Source organism: Pseudofrankia asymbiotica (genome assembly GCF_001983105.1).
Classification (GTDB): Bacteria; Actinomycetota; Actinomycetes; order Frankiales; family Frankiaceae; genus Pseudofrankia; species Pseudofrankia asymbiotica.
Genome location: NZ_MOMC01000051.1, coordinates 74,529 through 96,700, shown reverse-complemented (window position 1 = coordinate 96,700; position 22,172 = coordinate 74,529). Strand labels below are relative to the sequence as shown.

General features: G+C 68.2%; 18 protein-coding genes and 1 pseudogene. 6 read left to right on the top strand and 13 right to left on the bottom strand.

The features are described from left to right. The first annotated feature begins 113 nt into the window (after positions 1–113). From BL253_RS25280 to BL253_RS25270, 3 genes are all read left to right on the top strand, one after another. The gene (locus tag BL253_RS25280) at positions 114–413 is read left to right on the top strand and encodes a nucleotidyltransferase family protein (RefSeq protein WP_076819722.1); all 300 of its coding nucleotides are present in this window, start codon (positions 114–116) and stop codon (positions 411–413) included. After that, positions 403–828, top strand: a complete 426-nt coding sequence (locus tag BL253_RS25275; RefSeq protein WP_076819720.1) for a HepT-like ribonuclease domain-containing protein — start codon at positions 403–405, stop codon at positions 826–828. Before BL253_RS25280 ends, BL253_RS25275 begins: the two co-directional genes overlap by 11 nt. Before the next feature lie 342 nt (positions 829–1,170). Next, a complete protein-coding gene (locus BL253_RS25270) occupies positions 1,171–1,533 on the top strand; it encodes a type II toxin-antitoxin system PemK/MazF family toxin (RefSeq protein WP_076819718.1) in 363 nt (120 codons plus the stop codon). Positions 1,534–1,839: 306 nt separating this feature from the next. Here the strand turns inward: BL253_RS25270 and BL253_RS25265 are convergent, their stop codons facing one another. Next, positions 1,840–2,907, bottom strand: coding sequence for an integrase core domain-containing protein (locus tag BL253_RS25265; protein ID WP_076819716.1), 1,068 nt, complete (start codon positions 2,905–2,907; stop codon positions 1,840–1,842). A gap of 120 nt (positions 2,908–3,027) precedes the next feature. Continuing rightward, positions 3,028–4,224 carry an acyl-CoA dehydrogenase family protein gene (locus tag BL253_RS25260; protein WP_076819714.1) on the bottom strand — a complete coding sequence of 399 codons (1,197 nt, stop codon included), beginning with the start codon at positions 4,222–4,224 and terminating at the stop codon, positions 3,028–3,030. 92 nt (positions 4,225–4,316) lie between these two features. On the opposite strand from BL253_RS25260, the gene BL253_RS25255 reads away from it, so the two are divergent. Together BL253_RS25255 and BL253_RS25250 are read left to right on the top strand one after the other, a co-directional pair. Beyond that, positions 4,317–5,453, top strand: coding sequence for an acyl-CoA dehydrogenase family protein (locus BL253_RS25255; protein ID WP_338013749.1), 1,137 nt, complete (start codon positions 4,317–4,319; stop codon positions 5,451–5,453). A gap of 140 nt (positions 5,454–5,593) precedes the next feature. Further along, entirely contained in the window at positions 5,594–6,790 is a 1,197-nt protein-coding gene (locus BL253_RS25250) for an acetyl-CoA C-acetyltransferase (protein WP_076819710.1), read from the top strand. A 103-nt stretch (positions 6,791–6,893) separates the two neighbouring features. Here the strand turns inward: BL253_RS25250 and BL253_RS25245 are convergent, their stop codons facing one another. Together BL253_RS25245 and BL253_RS25240 are read right to left on the bottom strand one after the other, a co-directional pair. Further along, positions 6,894–8,261: an FAS1-like dehydratase domain-containing protein gene (locus BL253_RS25245; RefSeq protein ID WP_076819708.1), complete on the bottom strand. Its 1,368-nt coding sequence runs from the start codon at positions 8,259–8,261 to the stop codon at positions 6,894–6,896. A gap of 54 nt (positions 8,262–8,315) precedes the next feature. Further along, positions 8,316–8,774: a DUF7700 domain-containing protein gene (locus BL253_RS25240; RefSeq protein WP_131831567.1), complete on the bottom strand. Its 459-nt coding sequence runs from the start codon at positions 8,772–8,774 to the stop codon at positions 8,316–8,318. A gap of 755 nt (positions 8,775–9,529) precedes the next feature. On the opposite strand from BL253_RS25240, the gene BL253_RS25235 reads away from it, so the two are divergent. After that, positions 9,530–11,152, top strand: coding sequence for a thiamine pyrophosphate-binding protein (locus BL253_RS25235; protein WP_076819754.1), 1,623 nt, complete (start codon positions 9,530–9,532; stop codon positions 11,150–11,152). A gap of 232 nt (positions 11,153–11,384) precedes the next feature. On the opposite strand, the gene BL253_RS25230 is transcribed toward BL253_RS25235, so the two are convergent. The 9 genes and pseudogenes from BL253_RS25230 to BL253_RS25190 all read right to left on the bottom strand — a co-directional run bounded on the left by BL253_RS25230 (position 11,385) and on the right by BL253_RS25190 (position 22,084). After that, entirely contained in the window at positions 11,385–12,137 is a 753-nt protein-coding gene (locus BL253_RS25230; RefSeq protein ID WP_076819705.1) for an ABC transporter ATP-binding protein, read from the bottom strand. After that, positions 12,134–14,872, bottom strand: coding sequence for an ABC transporter permease subunit (locus BL253_RS25225; protein ID WP_076819704.1), 2,739 nt, complete (start codon positions 14,870–14,872; stop codon positions 12,134–12,136). The genes BL253_RS25230 and BL253_RS25225 overlap by 4 nt, the downstream gene beginning before the upstream one ends. 41 nt (positions 14,873–14,913) lie before the next feature. After that, the gene (locus tag BL253_RS25220; RefSeq protein ID WP_131831566.1) at positions 14,914–15,270 is read right to left on the bottom strand and encodes a hypothetical protein; all 357 of its coding nucleotides are present in this window, start codon (positions 15,268–15,270) and stop codon (positions 14,914–14,916) included. A 490-nt stretch (positions 15,271–15,760) separates the two neighbouring features. After that, positions 15,761–17,038 (bottom strand): amidohydrolase family protein, encoded by a 1,278-nt coding sequence (locus BL253_RS25215; RefSeq protein WP_131831565.1) that lies wholly within the window; start codon positions 17,036–17,038, stop codon positions 15,761–15,763. A gap of 99 nt (positions 17,039–17,137) precedes the next feature. Continuing rightward, entirely contained in the window at positions 17,138–17,992 is an 855-nt protein-coding gene (locus BL253_RS25210) for an SDR family NAD(P)-dependent oxidoreductase (protein WP_241835104.1), read from the bottom strand. Positions 17,993–18,140: 148 nt separating this feature from the next. Next, a complete protein-coding gene (locus BL253_RS25205) occupies positions 18,141–18,443 on the bottom strand; it encodes an MDR/zinc-dependent alcohol dehydrogenase-like family protein (protein ID WP_076819696.1) in 303 nt (100 codons plus the stop codon). A 272-nt stretch (positions 18,444–18,715) separates the two neighbouring features. Next, positions 18,716–19,897, bottom strand: a complete 1,182-nt coding sequence (locus BL253_RS25200; RefSeq protein ID WP_076819694.1) for an amidohydrolase family protein — start codon at positions 19,895–19,897, stop codon at positions 18,716–18,718. Positions 19,898–20,206: 309 nt separating this feature from the next. Further along, a pseudogene (locus BL253_RS39560) lies at positions 20,207–20,627 on the bottom strand (transposase); the annotation flags it as partial. 227 nt (positions 20,628–20,854) lie between these two features. After that, the gene (locus tag BL253_RS25190; protein WP_081438677.1) at positions 20,855–22,084 is read right to left on the bottom strand and encodes an ABC transporter substrate-binding protein; all 1,230 of its coding nucleotides are present in this window, start codon (positions 22,082–22,084) and stop codon (positions 20,855–20,857) included. Positions 22,085–22,172: the final 88 nt, after the last annotated feature.

Below are 22,172 nucleotides of genomic sequence, written 5' to 3'. Positions count from 1 at the left end.
CGGATCAATGACCGAAGCTCGGAAGGCATGCCTCGACCCTGTGCCTGGCCGGTGCGGGCAGGGTTGATCGTCGTAGACTGAAACTCGCTGTTCGACGAAGGGAGGGCGGCACGATGACCCTGGACGAGATCCAGGCCCTCCGCCCGCGGCTTGCCGCCCTGTGTCGCAGATACGGGATCGCCGAGCTGGCGGTCTTCGGGTCCGTAGCGCGTGGTTCCGCCGGTCCAACCAGCGACGTCGACATTCTGTACGTCCGGGCTCCGGGCAACGACCTTGGTATGTCCTATTTCGACCTCCAGGACGACCTGGAGAAGCTCTTCGGCAGACCTGTCGACCTGGTCGCGAAGGACGGGCTGCACCGAGTGATCCGGGACGAGGTACTGCACGACGCCCAGGTCCTGTATGCGGCATGACGAGCTCTACCTCGTCGATCTCGTAGACAATGTGCGCGCTGTCCAGGACTATCTGGAAGACGTGACCCGGGAGCGTTGGGACACCGACCGGGTCCTGCGTGACGCGGTGCTGTATCGGATGCTGCTGCTCGGCGAGATCGCCAGCTCGCTGCCGGATGACCTGCGCGACCGGTATCCCGACGTGGCCTGGCGGCAGATCCGCGCGTTCAGGAACCTCGCGATCCATCGATACTTCGGCGTCGACTGGGCCGTGGTCTGGAAAATCGCCCACGAAGAGCCGCCGGTCCTTGAGGCACAGGTACTGACGATTATCCGCAACGAGTATCCCGACCTCGCACGGACTCTCATGCTGGACGCGCCCCCGAATACCGAACCCGGTCAGGCGCCCGAGCCGCCGCCGCAGCCGACGGGCTGACTCGCGGGCTCCAGCCAGCATCCCTGTAGGGAACGCGGATAAGTGAGCATTTCGGCCTGCGTCCGCGAGGGGTAGTTGAGCAGTTTTCGGCGCGTGCCCGGCGGGATAGTTGAGCAGTCGTGACGTGCAGGCGGCTGATCTCGATGACTGGTTGTTACCGATTGTGGCCGGTCGCTGTTCGTGGCGCGTCGAGTAGGCCGAGGGCCGGCTGGTTGGCGTCACGATAGGCCCTCCGGGCCGAGGGCGTGGCCTCGCCGTGACCGCAGCCGAGCTGCCGGTGATAAAATGATCAATCCGGACCACGCGCGGGCGTGGCCCCTCCTCCCTACCCGAGGACTACCGATGCGACGTGGCGAAGTCTGGTGGGCCGATTTCGGTGAGCGGCGACCTGTCGTCCTGCTGTCGGAAGGGGCGAACGCCGAGTTCCGGGCGATGCAGATCGTCGATCCGGTCACCATCGACATCACCGACTTCGGCCTCGAAGTGACCGTGGGTGCCGCCGAGGGGCTGCCTCTCGAAGGGGTCGTACGGGTCGCCTTCCCCCGTCCGGGCTTCACCCCCTGYACGTGGCTGGCCACCGTGACGGAACAGGACGTGATCGAGCGGGCGGGAGTGCTGTCCGGGGCGAAGCTCAGCGAGATCGAGGAGGCCCTCCGTCTTGGGGGCATCGCCACGGAGCCTGAGTTTCAGCGGCGGTCCCGGTAAGTTCCGGCGAATGTCCCGGCGAACAGAAACGCCAGGTCGAGCGCTTGCCCGTGGGTGAGGCCGACGCCTGAACCGGCTAGCTCCGCGTGGCCGCCGCTGTTACCGCGAGTCACTGCTCGAATAGCCCATGACCGGTGCTCATGTAGTGCTCAACTACAAGGCCGATTGCTCATCAATCCGCGATCCCTACAATCCCTCGGCACGAGAAACGAGCCTTCCACGGCGACGRCTGACCGATACACCCCATAAAGCCGGTAGCGTGCCAAAAGTCGATTCAGAGGTTTGACCTGCGGTTTTGCTGTTCGCTCACGCAACGCGGTGGTACTGGTTGAWCACGCCATCGAGGATCTTGCGGCGGCGGATCGGGCGGTCGAGAGGTACGACGACGGTGGCTGGGTCGTGGTTCGGTGGGCGCTGGTCTCGTCCTTGATGAGGACGATGGTCATTGAAGTGGCGGGCGTACTCGTCGAGCACGGCGGTGGCGTGGCGCTCACCGTAGAGGAGGATCTTGTCGGTGCACTCCTGGCGGACGGAGCGGATGAACCGTTCGGCGTAGCAGTTCGCCCGCGGCGTCCGCGGTGGAGTTTTCACGACCTGGATGCCGTCGGCGGCGAACACGTCGTCGAACGATCTCGTGTATTTCGCGTCCCGGTCGCGGATCAGGAACCGGAACCCGTCGAGCCGCCCATCGAGGTCCATGACGAGTTGGCGTGCCTGTTGAGTGACCCAGGCTTCGGTCGGGTGGGCGGTCACGCCGAGGATGTGGACGCGGCGCGTCTGGATCTCCATCACGAACAGGACGTACAGCCGGCGCAGCGCGATGGTGTCGAGATGGAAGAAGTCGGTGGCCAGCAGGCCAGCGGCCTGGGCTCGCAGGAAGGCGCGCCAACTGGTGTCGGCGTGGCGGCGCGGCGCCGGGCCGAGACCGGCGCCGGCGAGGATCCGACGGACCGTGCCCGCGCCGATCCGATACCCCAGGCCGAGCAGCTCGCCCTGGACCCGGCGATGACCCCAGGTGGGGTTGTCGCGGGCCAGGCGGATCACCAGAGCCCGCAGCTCCTCATCTACCGGCGGGCGGCCCATCCGGTGCGGGTAGGTCCACCGTCGGCGAACCAGGCGGCGATGCCACGCCAGCAACGTCGCCGGGGTCACCAGGCGGTATGACCTGACCTGCCGGGGCAGCAACCGGGCCAATGCGGCCAGGATGGCGCGGTCGGGCCAGGTCAACCGGGGCCGACCGACCTGGCGGCGTAGGACCGAGACCTCATGCCGCAGCACCAGCAGTTCCGCCGCCCGCGCCGCGTCGCTGCGCGTCAGCAGGACCAGCCAGCCGAACACCCTGACCATCGCCAGATACGTCAACCGCACCACCATGAACCACGATCATGCACCACTGTGGCGGGCAGCGAAATCGCAGGTCAACGGCCCGAAATTGAGTTCTGGCACGGTACAGGCTCTCCGGCCGGAGAGCCGGGACGGACCGGGCGCCGCGCGTCACCGCATCTCGGTCGGGTCCCGCGGGAGTCCCAGGATTCGTTCGGCGAGGATGTTCTTCTGGATCTGGTCGGTGCCGCCACCGATCGACACCATGTGCGCGGACAGCGCCATCAGCTCGACCTCGCCGTCCACCGGGGCGTCGGGCCCGCTCAGCAGAGCGGAGGCGCCGAGGATGTCCAGGTCGAGGTCGCGGGCCTCGCGCGCGAGCTGGGCAGCGGCGAGCTTCGCGACGTTGGCGACGCCGGGAGGCGCATCCTGGCGCATCCGGGCGCTCAGCGCTCTGGTGGCCTCGCTCAGGATGTGCAGCTGGACCACGCGATCGCGCACGAGCGGGTCCTCCCACCGGCCCGCGGCGATCGCGAGCCGCCGGGCCGCCCGGCCGCTGCGGGAGTACAGGCGTGGCGCGGATGCCTCCTCCTCGGCGGCCGCCCGGGCGACCTGCGCCACGGGCTGGTCGAGCCTGCCCGCCCGGACACCAGCCGGCGGCGTACCGCCTCGACGCGAGCCGGAGGAACGCTCGGCCGCCAGCGTCGCTTGGGCGACCTGCCACCCGGCGTCGACCTCGCCGACCACGGCAGCGGCGGGCGCGACGGCGGAGTTCAGAAAGACCTCGTTGAACTCGGCCTGGCCGTTCATCTGCTTGAGCGGACGCACGTCGACACCGGGCTGGTCCATGGGGAGCAGCAGGTACGTGATGCCGCCGCGCTTGTCGGTGGGCGAACCGGTTCGGGCCAGCAGCATCCCGATGTCCGACGTGGCCGCCTGCGAGGTCCACACCTTCTGGCCGTTGACCACCCAGCCGCCCTCCTCGAGGCGCGCGGACGTCCGCAGGCTCGCGAGGTCGGACCCGGCACCGGGCTCGCTGAACAGCTGACACGCGGTCAGGTCGCCGCGGGCGATGCGCGGCAGGAGGGTCTGTCGCTGCTCCACCGTGCCGTGGCGCAACAGGGTGGGGGCGAGCATGGTCACCGCGAACCCGTCGGGCGGGCCGACGACACCGCGCCGGGCCAGCACCGAGCGCACCAACCTGCTCACCCGTTCCGGCGCGCCGCGGCCGCCGCACTCGACCGGCCACGACGGGAAGGACCACCCCGCGTCGGCCAGCGCAGCCCACCACTGCCGGAGCGTCAGCTGCTCGGACCAGTGGGCATCGAGCCAGGCTTCGAACTCCGACTCGGGGCCGATGTCCGTCATGGGCGCAATACCTCCACCGCTTCAGTCCGTCACCCAAGAAGGTATACTAGGTGAGTGATGTTTGGCGATGGCCGCGAGGCGACTGCCGGGGCGTGCGGGTAGTGGCGACCGAGATCACCACGGAGCAGGAAGAGCTGCGCTCCGCGGTCCGCACGCTCGTGAGCGAGCACGCGACGGAGGACCGGGTCCGGGCGGCGATGGACAGCGAGGCGGGGTTCGACGAACGCACCTGGCGGCTGTTGGCCGACATGGGGCTGGTCGGTCTCGGCGTCGACGAGGACGAGGGTGGCTCGGGCGGCTCGATCGTCGAGGTGTGCATCGTCATGGAAGAGCTCGGCGGTGCGCTCGCGTGCGTGCCGTACCTGTCGTCCGTCGTGCTCGCCGTCTCCGCGCTCCGCCGCGCGGGCGACGCGGAGACGACGGCCCGTTGGCTGCCCGGACTCCTCTCCGGTGAACTCCGTGGAGCGGTCGCCTTCACCGAGGACGACGGCGACTGGGCGCTGGAAAGGATCTCCACCACCGCCGAGCCCGCCGGGCCGGACCAGTGGCACCTCAGCGGGCGCAAGAGCTATGTGATCGACGGCCACGCCGCAGACCTGCTGCTCGTCGTCGCCCGCGCCCAGGAGGGACCCACCCTGTTCGCGGTCGAGGGCGACGCGACGGGCGTGACCCGGCGTCGACTGCGGACGGTTGACATGACCCGCCCCCTCGCGACCGTGGACCTCCGCGAGGCGCCCGCGGTGCGGGTCGGCGAGGAGGGCCGGGCGCTCACGGTCCTGTCCGAGGTGTTGGACCTCGCACGCGTCGCACTGTCGGCGGAGTCCGTCGGCGGGGCCCAGCGGGTCCTCTCGGATGCCGTGGACTACGCCAAGCTGCGCGAGCAGTTCGGCCGACCGATCGGGTCGTTCCAGGCGATCAAGCACGCGTGCGCCGAGATGCTCGTTCAGGTCGAGCTCGCCCGCTCGGTGGCCATCCACGCGCGCCGGGCCGCCGACGCACAGTCCCCCGACCTCCCGAGCGCGGCGAAGATCGCCAAGACCCTCAGCGCTGACGCGTTCTTCCGCTGCGCCGCGGACAACATCCAGATCCACGGCGGGATCGGGTTCACGTGGGAGCACTCCGCACACCTGTACCTGCGGCGGGCGAAGTCCGCCCAGCTGCTGTTCGGGGACGCCGCGTTCCACCGTGCCCAGCTGGCCTCGCTTATGGATCATGAGTCCAGGGCGTGATCTGAGCGGTGCGCATCGGTTCAGGGGGATCGGGACGCCGTGATCGACAAGGTCGGTCGGTCCCGGAGGGTTCACCGTCGACCGCGCCCCCTCGGGCAAAATGCGCAACAGACTTGCGTAACAAATAATCAGGGAGCGTCATGGAAGCGTTCATCGTTGCGGCGAGCCGCACCCCGATCGGCCGTGCTCACAAGGGGTCGCTGGCCGGCTGTCGGCCGGACGACCTCAGCGCGCTGGTGATCCGGTCTCTCCTCGAGAAGGTGCCAGCGCTCTCCCCGGACGAGGTCGAGGACGTCATCTGGGGATCGGCACTCCCGCGCGGTGAGCAGAGCGGCAACATCGCACGGATCGCGTCGATCCTCTCCGGCGTCGACTCCCCTGGAACCACCGTCTCTCGCGCGTGCGGCTCGTCGCTCCAGACGATCCGTATGGCCGCGCACGCGATCCGGGCCCTCGAGGGTGACGTCTTCATCGCCGGCGGTGTCGAGTGCGTGAGCCGGGTCCCGGCCAACGACCCGATCGAGAAGATCGCCAACCCGCTGTTCGCGGACGCGAGGAAGCGTACCGAGGCACGCACGAACGCCGCACCCGGGCCGTGGACGCCTCCCGGCGGTCTCCCGGACATCTACATCACGATGGGTCAGACCGCCGAGAACGTGGCGAGCCTGACCGGCATCACCCGTGAGGAGCAGGACGCCTTCGCGTGCCGCTCTCAGGAGCTGGCGACGGAGTCGCAGAAGAACGGGTACTTCGCGGCAGAGATCGTTCCGGTCACGACGCCCGACGGAGACCTGGTCGTGAGGGACGACGGCCCTCGGCCGGGCACGACCGTGGAGGTTCTCGCGGGGCTCAAGCCGGCGTTCCGCGTCGACGGCTCCGTCACGGCCGGCAATTCGTGCCCGCTGAACGACGGCTCCGCCGCCGTGATCGTGATGAGCGAGCGCCGGGTCAGGGAGCTCGACATCGAGCCAATCGGCCGGGTCGTCTCGACGGGTGTCTCGTCTCTCGACCCGGAGATCATGGGGCTCGGCCCCATCGAGGCGTCCCGCCAGGCGATGACCCGGGCGGGGCTGACGATGGACGACATCGACCTCGTCGAGATCAACGAGGCCTTTGCCGTCCAGGTGCTCGGCAGCGCGCGTGAGCTCGAGATCCCGCTGGAGAAACTGAACGTGCACGGCGGCGGCATCGCGCTCGGGCATCCGTTCGGCATGACCGGTGCGCGCATCATGACCACGCTGCTGCACGGGCTGAGCGAGTCCGGCGGCCGGTATGGCCTGGAGACCATGTGTGTCGGCGGAGGCCAGGGCATGGCCATGATCGTCGAACGGCTCTGATCGCACCCGAGCAACGACGAACGGGCCGGCTGGAATAACCCTCAGCCGGCCCGTTCGTCGTCGTGGTGTCCGGCGACCGGTGCTGTCCGGCGCCTGTCACCGCTCAGCCCAGGCTCGGCATCCGCCGCGCCGCAGGATCCTTCAGCAGCTCGATCTGGTGGCGCAGCAGGGCCCGCGGCTCCCGCGCGGCGGGCTCGGGCAGCGTGACGGGCGCCGTCCTCGACGGCAGCACGACCGAGGCCGTCCCCGGCGACGTGACCTCGCCCCGCTGGTTCTCACACCACACCTCGATGCGCGCGATGTGCTGGTCCCCGACGACCTCCCTGCCGGTCACGCGCCCGCGCAGCCAGGTGGTGTCCCCGACGTAGTTGAACTTCCGGTGCTGCACCCGCATGCCGGCCAACCACGAGTCGTCGCCGCCCCAGTCGTTGACCAGCTGCGCGAGCCAGGTCTCCCGCAGGGCTCCGTAGTCGTAGCGCTCCGCCGCGCCAACCTTGCGGGCCCAGGCCGCGTCCCAGTGCATGCGTTGCACGATGTCGGGGACGTTGAGCTCGTTCGGCGTGTACAGGCCCGGCTCCTGCTTCCGTTTCTCGTACGCGAGCCGGAAGGCGTACGTCGGGAAGGCCTGGCCGAACCCGGCGTGCCATAGGATCACGTCCGTAAGGCGGAGCGGGCCCTTCACCCGTGACGGCAGCTCCTCGCCGACCTCGACGTCCTCCCAGAACCGGGGCTCGCGTCCGCGCCTGGTCTCCGCCGCGTACGCCGCCTCGATGGCCTCGATCTGCTCCGCGGTGTAGGGCTCGGGAGCCGGCTGGACCTCGCGGGCCTCGCCGCCCGACCGGTCCTTCGAGTCCTTCGTCGGACGACGCTCGGCGCGGATCCACGTCCCGCGCTGCAGGTGGACCAGCTCACCGCGCTGGTTCCAGCTCACGATGGCCCAGGTCAGATGGGCCGTCCTGCCGCCCCAGGAGCTCATCTTCTCCTCGACGCCCACCAGCGACCGCTTGGTGAAGATGCGGTCGCCCCGCTCGATGGGACGGAAGAACTCGTAGTGCAGGTCGGACTGGAGCGCACCCGTGCCGCGGAGCGGATCCCCGCGGTACAGCTCGGCCAGCCCGGGCTTGAGGCGGCGGGGAGGCACGTCGTCGCCGTCGAGCACGATGTCGTCGTCCGGGCGGGGCAGGTGCATCGACCAGATGAACGTCGGGGGCGCRATGAGCCGCCCCCACCGTGACTTCTCGGCGTACTCCGGGTCGCAGTACAGCGGGTTGTCGTCGCCGTAGCCGTTGACGAAGTGCCGGATGGCGTCCGGGGTGGCCTCGGAGTTGAACGCCCGCTGAGGGGCACGCCAGCCGGCGGCCACCTCGGGATCGACGGGCAGGAAGTTGTCCTCGTCGAGGTCGACACCGATGCGCGCCCGGACAGCGGCAATCTTCTCATCCGTGATCTTCCCGAAATGCGGATCGGGCATGCTGACGAACTCCCTCAGGACCGAACGACGTGCGAACGACAGGTGTCCGGGACGTCAGCTCACGGGAACGCGTGCGCGCCGCTCGGCCACCAGCTGCGCGAGCTTGTCCACCGCACCCGGGATCACGTCCCAGTCGACCTCGGCGGCCGCCGCCTCGCCACCGGCCCTGGTGACCATCTCCTTCGCACGGACCCGCAGGGTCTGCACCGCCCAGTCGATCGGGTCGGCCACCGCCGCGGTGTCGAGCGCGATCGTGTAGTTCGTGTAGGCCTCGTCGTCGTGCCAGTTGCTGAAGTAGTGGTAGTGCGGGATGTCGTCGAACATGTCCAGGCGGACGTACTCGGTGTTCTTGTCCGCGCTGAGCACACTGATGGTGATCCCGCCGTCGACCAGGCCGTCGCTGCCCTTGAGCAGCTCGTCGATCTCGCTCTGCGTCTTCCCGTTCTTCATCAGATACGCCGCGTTCAGCTTCATCTGGCGGACGCTGACCGAGAGGGCCAGTGTCGATGCCACGACGTAGCGTGCGTCGGCGGGAATGGGCGCCGGACGCGAGTGACCGACCGAACCTGCCTGCAGAACCATCTCAGCAACCCTCTCGTACGGCTCGACAGCCRACCGCCGTGCCCGCATCGGGCATCAGCGTCGCGGGATGGACCCGCTCTCCGTGGTCGGCTCGTAACGGGACCACAGACCTCACGACGCGCCGGCGGCACCCTGGCGTCACGGTCGGACGCCCCGGGCACGTGCGCGCCGGCCCCGACCGGTGTGGACCGGGCGCAGCTCCGCAGAAGTCACGGTCGCCCTCCCACCCGGTCGCACGTCCCACTCGCACCTGCTGCGCCGCTGCCCGCACGGAATCGTCCGCAACGGGGCGACGTTAGGACGCTACAGCGCGACGGGGCTCTATGCACAGTACTTGCGCAAACGCGGGTGGCCGCTAAACTCGGACGTGTCCTGGGGTTTGACTCAGCAAGGTCRCCTACCTCGTCCTTGTCGACGTCGACTCCCCGGCATGCGACGACGGCCGCTGACCGACTCTGCTGGGCAGGCACGACCGCAACCACGTCGAGACCGCCCTGCGCAGCGCGAGGCGGTAACAGCCCGCACYCGCCTCCCCGGTGGAACCCGGTGCCGTGTCGGCCGTCGCGAAATCACCCGAGCTGCATCGCCGACCMTGTTACTTCCCCACAGGGTCGACGATCTCCACCGCGGATGAACGTGCCATGAACGAACGCACCGCCGCGTCGGTGGTCAATAAGGAGCGACACATGCTGTTTCAGGATGCCATGGCGCGCGGCCTTCTCGAGCACGGTGTCACAACCATGTTCGGCCTCATCGGCGATGGCAACCTCTTCGTCGTCGACCAGTTCCACAGTCTGCCCGGCACCCGGTACGTCTCCGTCGCCGGCGAGGCGACCGCCGTCGCCGCCGCCTACGGGTACGGACAGGCCACCAACGGACTCGGTGTGGCCACCGTGACCCACGGACCCGGCCTGACCAACACGGTAACGCCGCTCGTGGAGGCCGTGAAGGCTCGGCGGCCGCTGCTGCTGATCGCCGGCGATACGAAGGCGGCGGTGAACCATCACCTGCAGGACGTACCGCAGCGCGAGATCGTGCTCTCCACCGGGGCGGGCTTCGAGCCGGTCCGGGCCCCGCGGACCATGATCGACGACCTTGCGCGGGCCGTGCGGCGGGCGGAGCTGGAGCGGCGGCCGATCGTGCTCGACGTTCCCGTGCAGTTCCAGTGGAAAGAGGTCGACTACTCTCCGCGGCGACTCGCGGTGGAGCCCGTCCAGGACGTACGCCCGTCCGAGGAGGCTCTGGACCGGGCCGCCGGGATCATCGCCAGCGCGGACCGTCCGCTGGTGCTCGCCGGTCGAGGCGCCGTGGCCCCCGCGGCGAGAGCGGCGCTGCTCCGGCTGGCGGAGCGCCTCGGTGCGCCCGTCGCCACGACCCTGAACGCCCGTGAGCTGTTCCGCGGCGAGCCCTTCGACCTGGGCATCTTCGGCACCCTGTCGCACAGCGCAGGGCTCGACGTCATCGCCAACAGCGACTGCATCATCGCCTTCGGGGCCAGCCTCAACCGGTTCACGACGGCCGAAGGTTCGCTGCTGTCCAAGCGTCGAGTCGTGCAGGTCGACCACGACCGTGCAGCATTCGGCGTCTACACGGTGCCGGACGCGGCCGTGGTCGGAGACTCCGCCACTGTCGCCGACGCGATCGTCGAGCTACTTGACCAGGCGGAGATCCCCCCGCGGCGGTTCGCCTCGCCCGAGGTGGCGGCAGAGTTCGTCAAGGCGCAGGCAGAGGAACCGGAGGACCGCAGCGGCGACGGCTTCGTCGACATCACCGCGGCCGTGCACCGTCTCGAGCACGCCCTTCCCCTGGCGCGCACCTTCGTCACCGACGCGGGCCGGTTCCTCGCCACGGCGTGGAAGGGGATTCGCGTCGCAGAGCCCACCAGCTTCGTGCAGAGCACCAATTTCGGCGCGATCGGGTTGGGCATGGGCACCGCGCTCGGCGCGGCTGTCGCCCGGCCCGACCAGCCCACCCTCTTCGTGGCGGGCGATGGCGGGTTCATGCTCGGCGGCCTCAACGAGTTCAACACCGCGGTGCGCCACGGCCTCGACCTGRTGGTAGTGATCCTCAACGACGGGTCGTTCGGCGCCGAGCACATCCAGTTCGTCMGCCGCAACCTCGATCCGGCACTGTCCCTCTTCGACTGGCCCGACCTCGGACCGGTCGCGACCGCGCTCGGCGGTCAGGGCTTCACGGTGCGCACGATGGAAGAGCTCGACGCGGCACTGGCCCACCTCCCCAAGCGTGACAAGCCCGTCCTCATCGACATCCGGATCGACCCGAACAAGGTGCCCGGAGGCGGCCACTGACGGGCCGCACCGATCGGCTGGCAAGTCCGACGAGAACACCCGGCCGTCGCGGTCGGGTGTTCTCGTCTGCGCAGCGCCCAGTTCGGCGCACCCGTGCAGCGGCTTCGGACCCACCCCGGCGATGTGACGGCACGAGAACGGACCGGGCCGAGATCCGCACCTGCGGATCTCGGCCCGGTCCGGTCGAGCTTCATGTCCGGCGACGCCTGCCTGACGGCGCGCCGGCACCAGGTCACTTCTCCTGGACGGTGGTGTGGCCCAGATAGTGCCCCAGGACGTCGTCGCCGGCGAGCTCGGAAGGGTCTCCCGACCTGACGATCTCGCCACGGCTCAGCAGGTAAGCGCATGTCGCCATGCTCAGCGCCTGCTCGATGAACTGGTCGACGAGCAGCACAGCCGTTCCCCGCTTGTTGACCGAGACCAAGAACTCGAAGATCGTGTCGACGATCCGCGGTGCCAGACCCAGGGAAGCCTCGTCGACGAGCAGCATCGCCGGCCTCTCGATGTAGGCCTGGGCCATGGCGAGCATCTGCTGCTCGCCACCGCTGAGCGTGCCGGCGGTCTGCCTCAGGCGCTTTCCCAGGACCGGAAACGCCTCGGTCGCCAGGTCCACCACCTCGCCGATGTCCGACGACGTCGACTGGAGGCGGAGATTCTCCCGCACCGTCATGGAGCGGAAGATRCCACGTCCCTCGGGGATGTAGCAGAGGTTCTCCCGGCGCCGAGCGTGCGGCCGCAGCTTGGTGACGTCCTTCTCGCCCAGCGAGATCGTCCCCTGACTTGGCTGGATCAACCCGGCAATGGTCTTGAGCAGGGTGGTCTTGCCGGCCCCGTTGGGTCCGAGGACGGCGACGAACGCCCCCGTTGGAACGCTCAGGTCGACATCGCGGAGGACGGTGATCTGGCCGTATCCGCTCCAGATCCCCTTCACGTCGAGTGCCGTCGGCGCTGGCGCGGGCGCCTCGACGGTCGTCGGGGCGCTCATCGGTCGGACTCCGAGGTACCGCTCATCGCCGGAGCGTCGAGCTCGGACCGCGACGAGGAGCCGAGGTAGGCCTCCTGCACTGCCGGGCTCGCGGCCACGACCTCCGGCCTTCCCTCGGCGATCAGAGTGCCGAACTCCATCACGTAGATGTACTCGCACAGCGACATGACCAGCGGCATGTCGTGCTCGACAATCAAGATCCCTACTCCTCGCTCCTCGACGACGCGGCGCAGGACCTGCGCCAGGTGACGTGACTCGGAGGCATCGAGACCCRCTGACGGCTCGTCGAGCAGGAGGATGTGAAAGTCACCGGCCAGGCAGCGGGCGAGCTCCACCAGCCGGCGCTCGACCGTGGTCAGGCTGCCGGYCTGGCGGTCGACCAGCTCGCTGACACCGCACAGCTCCATGGCGGAGACCGCCGCGTTGTTCGTGACGACGCGGTCGTTCGGTGGCGCAGCCAGCTGGGTCAGCGGGTTCACTCCCGCGAACCCCGCCTCCCGGCCTAGGGCGACGTTCTCACCGACGGTCAGGGAGTCGAACAGGTCCGGTACCTGGAACGTGCGACCCAGACCACGACGAGCACGGCCGGCCGGGCTCAGACGCGACACGGTGGAACCGTCCAGCCGGATCTCTCCGCCCGCGAGCCGCTCCAGTCCGAGACAGGCGTTGAAGGTCGTGCTCTTACCTGCGCCGTTGGGGCCGATCAGGCCGGTGACCCGCCCGACCGGCGCACTGAGCGTCATCTCGTTGACCGCGACAAGACCACCGAACCGGACAGTGACGCCCTTGATCTCGAGCAACCCGTCCGGCCTGGCCCGCTCGACCGCAGCTTGCCGGCCCTCCGCGGAGAGCTCCGTGAATGTGGGTCTGCGCGACGACGCGCGCCGCAGACGGTCGAACATCTTGCGGGCCTTCTCCGGCATGCTCCGCGGGCCACCCTCCATCGACACCATCACCGCGGCGATACCGAAGATCGCGTTGAGCCAGTCGACCGCCTCCGACGACGCGAAGTACGACGGGATGACGGTCGTGAGGCCGGCGACGATCGCGTACCACGGCAGCGAGGCAAACGGCGCGACCGCCAGAATGACGACGAGGATCAACGAGTTGAAGAAGTCGTAGCCGGCCTCGGCGCCCGTGACCACCTGCAGCGACCCTGCATACAGCGCACCCGCGATCCCGGCGATGAAGGCCGAGATGCAGAAGACCAGGACCCGCGTCATGTTGGTGCCGAGCCCCAGCACGGACAGCCCGACCGGCGAGTCGCCCAGCGCCCGCAGCATGCGCCCCAGACGTGCGCGCTCCAACACCATCAGCACCACCGCGATGATGACGACGAAGGCGAGGAGGAGGTAGTAGTACTCCGAGTCCGACTCGGCGAAGCTCGGCCGCGGGACGAGGCGGCCGTTGCTCAACTCCGTGAACATGAAGTTCTTGTGGTAGAAAAGCTTCTGCACAAGGATGCCGAACCCGAAGGTGGCCAACGCCAGGTAGAGGCCGGTCAGCCGGATCGCCGGAACGGCCACGACAGCACCGACCGGAACGACGATGAGCCCGGCGATGAGCAGGGCCAGCAGCCACGGGAGTCCCCCGCCCTCCCCGAGCAGCTGGGCAAACGCGGCGGCACCGACCGCGGCGAACACTGCGTGGCACAGCGAGACCTGGCCCGACAGCCGAACCAGCAACCCCAGTGACAGGAAGATCATCATCTGCGTCATGGCCGTGCTGTAGATCGGCAGCCTGGTGCCGACGAGCGACGGGACGAGTGCCAGGAGCACGAGGACGACGACCGCCCCCACGAGCCGCACGGAGCCCGGCGCCCTCCACACCGGAGGATTGCCGGGCTCCTTGGTCGTCACGGGGGCCAGCTTGCGTCGGCTCACAACCATGAGCACGACAACCAGAACGATGAAGGGCAGACTCTCCGAGACGCCGCTCAGCCACGACCAGTCGAGCTCCTGCTTCGTCGCCAGACCGCCGAGCACGCCGATCCCGAGGCCACCGACGAAGGTCAGCGGGATGGAACGGAAGAGGCCCACGGCGGCGGCACCGAAGGCGCTGACGACCCAGAACGTCAGTCGGGTCGGGTCCAACCCCAGCGACGGGGCCACCAGCAGGCCCGAGAGGGTGGCGAAGCTGGAGCTCAGGATCCAGGCGAAGCGCCGGACCCGGACCGGGTCGTAGCCCTTGGTCGACAGGAGGTCAGGGTCGTCGACAGACGCCCTCATGGCCAGGCCCAACCGGGTCCTGCGGAGCAGGATGGACAGCCCGAGGACGCTCACCAGGGAGATCCCGATGACGATGACGTTGCTGTAGGCGAAGCTGACGCCGCCCACTTGGATCCGGCTGGTGGCTCCGGGCAGGAACTCCTCGATCGGTAAGTTTTCCTTGCCGTAGAGGATGCTTCCGAAGCCCTGCACGATCAGGATAAGACCGACCGTGGCGAGCACCTTCAGGGACGTGCGGTACTGGGCCAGCCGCCGCGCCAGCTGCTCCATGCCCAACCCCAGGAGAGGGCCGACCACGAGGATCACGACGAGCGCGGACGGTATCCAGTGCAGGCCCAGGGTGACGTGGAGCCAGTAGAACACGTAGACGCCGACCGTGGCGAGAGCTCCGTGCCCGAAGTTCAGGATTCCCGAGGTGCGATAGGACAGGACCAGTCCGGTCCCTGCGAGGCCGTACACGGCACCGGACGCCAGGCCGGCGATGATGAACGGAAGGAACTCTGCCATAAGGGCTGCACCTATTCCCTAGCGGATCATCGCGGCGGGGGTCACGAGATCAGGCACTTCATGTCAGGACCCTGGGGCAGGACGAACTTGTCGCCCGCGTAGCCGTTGACCCAGTAGCAGGCACCACCCGTGGAGGGTTTGCCTTCCTCGAAGCTCACCTGGGGCGAGAGACCACCGACGTCGAAGTCCTTCAGGCCGTACAGCGCATTCGTCAGGTTCCTCGACGTCACCGTCCCGGAGACGGCGCAGGCGGCCGCCCTGAAGCCCTCCAGCCCGACCCGGGAGATCATCGAGGTCCCGTCGGCCTGGCCCAACGCGCTCTGGGCCGCCTTAGCCGCGGGCTGCGTCCCGGTCGAGGCCTTCGAGCTCGGCCCGGACAGATCGACCACTACGCCCACGGCGACCGGTTCCGTGCCGGAGTCGCCGTCCCCGGAACCTCCGGAGGCACTTGCGGACAACACAGAACCATCGCGATCGTGAGCGATGCACCCCAACGGAGTTTCTTCATTGTGACCTCGTCGTCGAGCTTGAACGGTGGAGAGTGCGTCGCGACGCCTGGCAGGCGGACCCGACCCCGGGAGCCGGACACGTCCACGCACCCGGAGACCGTGGATCACATACAGCAGTCGCTGCCGAGACAGTCGAGCGGCAACCGCCGGTCGCCACTGAGCGCACGAGAGACTCGTCGTTGCCGAGGCCGACGACTTGACAGGAGACCCCGATCGGGACGGGCTCCGTCAGACGGAATCCGCACCTGCTCGGGGGCCTCGGCCAATCCTCCGCGCCGTCATGTCGCTACCCACTTGCTGCGCTGCCAGGCAGTTCGGACCCACTGGCAGGCTGTCCTCCCGGCGACGTGGACGCGCCGACCCGCGCCGACCAAGAGCCTCAGCCACGGTCGAACGCATACTCCTTCGAGGAGCGCGAGTTCGACGTCTCCGCGAAGATGAGGGAGCGGCTGTCCTGCGGGAACTGCGGGCGGTCCTTAGGATCAAGCGGCGTCGTCACTGTCTCGAGGCTCGGACCGATGCGGTCGGCGACGCTCTGCAACAGGTCCGTGTCGAAACCGTAGACCTCGGCAGCGGTCCTCCACGCGATCTTCTCGAGCTCGTCAACCGGCAGCCCRCCCAGTGCCACCTGGATCGCTTCCTGCGTGTAGGGCGCAGTGCCCTCCGAGTGCGGGATGTCGGCTCCGAACATCAGGTTCGGAACTTGTGAATTCATAGTCTCGAGCATGTCGAGCGGACCGCCCAGGTAGCAGTTGCTCTCGAAGTACTCGGAAGGCGACTTGGTCAACTTCGACACGGCCTCTTCGAAGCTGAAGAGGTTGCCGGACTTGGACCGATAGATCTCGTCGGCGTGTGCGAGCACAGCAGGGATCGCCGCCCCCGTGGACGTCTCTGTGATGACGAACTTGAGCGACGGGAAACGCGCGAATACGGCCGAGCAGATCATGTGCAGGAGCCCGMGCGCATTGTAGAAAGGCACCTCCAGGACCCCGGCCCAGGTGCCCCCCGCACCGATGATGGCGGGCGACTCCATCGGGATCACCACATGCCGGTGCACCGGCATGTCGAGCTCCGCGCAGACGGCCCACACCGCGTCGAGCTCCGGGTAGTAGAGGTTGACCAGCTTCAGGGTGTGATCGCTGGGCAGCAGGACACCGGACAGGCCTGCCTCGCGCGCCCACCGGATCTCGGCCACCGCCTGGTCGATGTCGTCGAGGAATACCTGCGCCATACCCGCACGGCGTCCCGGCAACTCGTTGCAGAAGTCGACGAGCCAGCGGTTGTGCGCTTTCAGGCCGGCGAAGCGGAGCTCCAGCTCGCGAGACGAACGCGGACCCGGCGCACTGATCGATCCCGACGGGATGAAGGGCGGCGAGGTGTTCGGGAAGAGCACCTCGGCGACCACCCCCTGGTCCTCGGTCAGCTCGAGCCGACGGGCGCTGTCCCAGTTGTAGGTCGTTCCGGCGGACGCGACACCCGGTCGGCGGTCGGGATCGGCATTCGGGAAGTCTGTCTCGACCTGGGCCCACGCGTCGACGTACTCACCCGCCCACGCGTCGAACTCCTCGTGGTACCGCTTCTCCAGGTAGCCACGGTAGGCCATCAGGTCGGCACCGCAATGCCCGTCAGATGACACGATAGGCAGATTGCTCACCACGACCAACACCTTCCACTATCGACTCGCGACAATCTGACATTGGGCACGGGTGGGTCGGTGCACCCGGCGAGCCCGTGGTCCGCGGTCTTCGTCAGGCGCTCAGCGCGGCATGCACCCGGCACCGGCGTCGACCGGGAGCACGGCCCCGGTGATCCAGCGCGACTGGTTCCCGGCGAAGAAGGCCACCGCGTTGGCGACATCCCAGCCCGTTCCCTCGGTCCCGAGCGCCGTGGCCTCGCGCCGGGACTCCCGCCATGCGGGCGTCATGTGCGGGGCGACCATGGGCGTATGGACGTGGCCCGGGGCGACACAGTTGACCCTGACCCCCTGGCGGCCGTGGGCGACCGCCATCGAACGGGTCATGTTGAGGATCCCACCCTTCGTGGTGGCATACATCAGCTCCGGCCGCCCGAACAACCCGCCCATCGATGCGATGTTGATGATGGAACCCGACCCCTGCTCGATCATGATCGGCACCGTGTGCTTCGCCATCAGCATGATCGACGTGAGGTTGACCTGCAGGCCCCGGTTCCAATCGTCCAGCGGGGTCTCGACGGCGTCGACCCGCGGAGCCGAGATCCCGACGTTGTTGACCAGCACGTCGACCCGGCCCCACGTGTCCACGGTGGTCTTGACCAGGTCACCGGTCGCGCCGAGGTCCGACACGTCGGCGATCGCCGTGATCGCCTCGTTGCCCTCGGCCTCGATCATCTTCCGCGTGGTCTGGGCCTCGTCCTCCCGCAGGTCCACAACCACCACGCGAGCCCCAAGACGCGCGAGCAGGACTGCGGCGGCCCGCCCGTTGCCGATCCCGTCGCCGGTAGCACCGGCGCCGGTCACGATCRCCACCTTCCCGGTCAATCCGACGAGACTCTCGACCGCGGGAACCCCCCAACTCATGCTGGGCAACCTAACATCGAGGATACTCTTGTGCAACAAACTTGCGTAAATCATGGAATGCGCTCTTCAGCGGCGTCGCCACGGCTGCCCCAATCGGTACCAGACCCTGAACCGGTCTAGCGGACCAGCCGAGGAAGCTTGATCGATGCTGCCTTGTCACCACCCGGCGCTCGGCCCGGAGAACCGCCCTGGTGCCAGGTCCCTAGTACCGGACGAGGGCCGGGTCGGGTTCGAGCCGCGCATGGTCGGGGCGGTCGGCGGACTGCAGCGACTCCACGGCCTCCGCCGCACGTTCCAGCGGACAGCTACTGGTGGCCATCTTCGGGAGGTCCCATCGCCCGGACGCGATGAGGTCGATGGCCCGGACGATCGAGCGGACGGGCCTGGCCGCGGTGCCCTTGCTGCGCAGCCGTTTCCTGATCACCGTATCGACGTGGATCGAGGCCACCCCCTGGTTGCCCTCCATGCCCGCCATCACGAATGCGCTCTCGGACGAACCGTTCATGACCGACGTCCTGCTTCCGCTGCGTTGTCGGAAATCGGCTGCGCGAACCGGCGAACGCGGGTGAGAGCGACTGCCCGAAGTTGGTGGATCCAGGCCTGTCTGCAAGACCGATCTCGACGATCGGCGGGCGAACCGAAGGGGCCTACAGCCGCGATGCGTGTATCCGCCGAGGTGGCCAGTTCGCACGCCGGCGCACGATCGCGCCGGCGTGCGAACTGTGATTGTGGCGCACCCCCCGTGTCGACGAGGGCGCGGACCGTCAGATAGACGGATCAGATCCCGTACAGGGTCTGGGCGTTGCCGGACAGGACCTTGCGGCGGGTCTCGGGCTTGAGGTCGCCGTAGTACTTCTCGACGTGCTCACTCGGGACCTTCGCCGGGGACGCTGGTCCGGGCGACAGGCTGGTCGGGTGCGGGAAGTCCGTCGAGAACATGAAGTTGTCCGGGTACAGCTCGAGCAGCGGCAGCGTCGTCGTCTCGAACCATAGGCTGCCGTAGCACTGACGCCGGAAGTACTCGCTCGGCAGCAGCTCACCCGGGGTCAGAGCCCCGCCCGCCTGCCACTCCCAGTCCAGGCACTCGAGGTAGTAGGGGATGTAGCCGAAGCCACTCTCCACCGAGACGAACTTCAGTTCCGGGAACCGGTCGCAGATCCCGCTCGTGATGATCCGGCCGGCCTCGAGGTGCTTCTGCCCGCCCGACGCGTGCGCCAAGGCCCGGTCCAGGCGAGCCTGCCTCCCACCACCACGCCGCTCGAAGATCTTCTCGGGCGTCACGTAGTCGACCAGCTCGCCGGTGAAGCCGACATGGTAGTTCACCGGAATCTTGAGCTCCTGGGCGACGGCGTACACYGGGTCCCAGTACTCGTCACAGAAGTTCGGCAGGCCGATCCGCTCGAACTTGTTCGCGAAGAGCACACCGCGGTGGCCCTTCTCAATGCACCGGCGCATCTCGGCGACGCTGGCTTCGCGGCTCCAGTAGGGCAGCATCGCGATCGACGTCAGGCGGGCGGGGTCCGCCTGGGTCCACTCCAGCGAATAGTCGTTGTAGACCTTGATGCACTCGATCGCGGCCTCGCCGCCCAGCTGGTCCCGCAGGACGGGCGCCTCGAACCCGACGATGTTCGGGTACAGGATCTCCTGGTCGATGCCGTACTGGTCCATCCGCTCCAGCCGCACCTTGGCGTCGTATGCGGCGGGGTCCATCTCCTCCATCTCACGCGGCTGCGTGGGCGCGTACTGCGAGTACCCGGCGTGGCCCCAGTGGCCCACCGGCCACAGCCAGTGGTCGCCGATGCGCCAGTGGCTGGCCTTCGTAACGGGGTGCCGTTCGACGCGCGGACATGCGTCGGCGAACTTGTCGCTCACACGCGAGGTCCACAGGTCGGGCGGCTCGATCAGATGCGAATCGGCATCGATAATCAACGGCTTACTGTCCTTCTCGACAGTGGTCACTACTCATCGCTCCTTCGTCCCAACGACGGCCGAAATACGGATTCGCGTCCATTGCCGGGCCATTCGATGCAGAGGCGCCCGCCGACGGCGCTGACTCCGATAACTCTAGGCGCAGGCTGCGACCTATGCAACCAACTTGCGCAAGCAAGGTGCGGCGACCCGGCAGCGAACTGTTCGCGCGACACGCCAGCCCGGATCTTGCATGTCTCGGTCGGGTGCGAGCAGGACGGCCGCCCACCCTTGTTGATGTTGAGTTCTGCCGGCGGGCCGGGGCGTGGCCGTGGCAGGTGCCCGGCTGTCGCGCGGGGTGGACGCCGCGGCATCGAGCGCCCGGCGGCCCGCGGCCGACCACACCCGATGTTGCGCGAGGGCCCTGGCCCGGTCGATCGCCGCGAGCCCCAGGTCGGCGTCGCCGGCGAGGCGGTCGACCGTCCGCGACACCGTCGGATCCGCGGCGACCAGCCCAAACAGCTCCGAATCGGCACGCGACGGCGCGACGTCGGCCAGGCAGTCACCACCCGACCCCAGCCACCGCCAGATCCGTGAGCACCTTCGCCGGATCGTGCCTCGCCAGCGGTGGCCGCCACCGCACCGGCTGCGCCGACAGCTCATGGCCCAGCCCGCTGACCCGGACGGTCTCGGTCAGCAGCAGCCCACCAGCCGYGGACACGACACCGCGCCCAGCCGAATCGACACGGACATCCGGGTAGACACCGGTACTGTGCACCACGAAGGTGTTCCTTGGTGATGGATGGTTCACGCCCTCAGGAGCACTTCTATTTCCGACGCACCCGCCAGACAATCACCGCCATGAAAGCCCTGGGCTACCCGACGTGCGCGGATGTAGCCCGCTCGCCCCTGACGTGCGGAAGGGCCGTCGGGACGAGCCCGGCGGCCCCGCCACGCTATCGGTGCGTCCCCGGCGATCCGTCGACGGTCACCGGCTCGAAGAGAACCTCAGAGACACTTCGCGTCGGAGCCCTGAGGTAGCGTGAACTTGTCGCCTGAGTACCCGGTGACCCAGTAGCACCTCAGCACCGGGGAGGGCTTGTCCTTCTCGAAGCTCACCTTGGCCGAGAGGCCGCCGGCGTCGAAGTCCTTCAAACCGTACAGGGCGTCGACCAAGGTCTCCGACGTCACCGACCCGGAAACCGTGGCCGCCGCCGCCTTGACGGCCTCCAGCRCCACCCAGGACTGCATCGAGGTCTCGTCGGACTTGCCCAACGCGTTCTGCGACGTCAACGCCTCGCGGAATGTCGCTGTGGCGGGCACGTCCGCGTACCACGGCACGGTCGGCACCGCACCCAACGCCTCCATCCCCTGCACCTTCTGGATCTTCGGACCCAGACCGTACCCGGGCAGGAAGATTTTCGCGTCGTATCCCTGAGCCAGACAGTCCCGCCGGAACTTTCCCGCGCGTTCACTGTTGGCCACGAGGTACAGCGTCTCCGTCTGCTGCTCCTTGAGCGCCAGGCACTGCGCGGTGTACGAGGTGTCCGAGGTCGAGTACTTCAACGTGCCGTCGAAGCGGAGACCGAACCCGGGCGCCAGCTTCCCCACCTGCGAGCCCGTGGCGAGACAGACCGCGGCCTGAGCGCAGACCACGGCTGCGACGGACTTCGTGCCACCGTCCTTGATCGCGTTCAGCCCACCTTGGGTGAGGGACACGTTCCTTCCGAAGTCRCTGAACGGGATCCCGAGGGCGAACCATCCTGGGGTCGTGAACCACGCCGGATTACTCGGGTTTGCCGTGAGCACCGGGATGGTGCGCTGCTTGAGATACGGCGCCATCGCCGAGTCGGTCACACCCCCGTCGCTGGCGACAACTGCCACCGCGCCGTCGTTCTGCACCGCGTTCTGCACCGCCGCCAGCCCCTTGGCGGCGTCACTGGCGCTGTCGACCACAAGCACGCGGACGTTCCGCCCGTTGATGCCGCCATGACCGTTGACCCACGCTTCCCAGGCCTTGGCCGCCGGCACCGTACCCGTGTAGGTCGTCGCAGACGGTCCGGAGAGATCGGTGACGATCGCGACCGTGACCGGCTGCGAGTCGGAGCCTGATGCGCCGGCCGTGGAGTTCCCCGAGCTGCACGCAGACAACACGACAGCCRCAGCCACGACTAACGACGCGCACCATTTCATTCTCATGTTGTTTTTTCTCATCTTCTTCATTTTCATCTTCTTCATTTCAACCTCATCCTTGAACGTGGACGGTCATGGAAGTGGGCTCAAGCGTTTTCGAGATGCCGCTGAGCCGGTAGCACGCAACAGGCAC

Bases quoted from the DNA above. Each gene is read 5' to 3' on its own strand.
- BL253_RS25280 (WP_076819722.1), top strand. From the start codon at position 114: ATGACCCTGGACGAGATCCAGGCCCTCCGCCCGCGGCTTGCCGCCCTG.
- BL253_RS25275 (WP_076819720.1), top strand. From the start codon at position 403: ATGCGGCATGACGAGCTCTACCTCGTCGATCTCGTAGACAATGTGCGC.
- BL253_RS25260 (WP_076819714.1), bottom strand. From the start codon at position 4,224: ATGACGGACATCGGCCCCGAGTCGGAGTTCGAAGCCTGGCTCGATGCC.
- BL253_RS25250 (WP_076819710.1), top strand. From the start codon at position 5,594: ATGGAAGCGTTCATCGTTGCGGCGAGCCGCACCCCGATCGGCCGTGCT.
- BL253_RS25205 (WP_076819696.1), bottom strand. From the start codon at position 18,443: ATGAACGGTTCGTCCGAGAGCGCATTCGTGATGGCGGGCATGGAGGGC.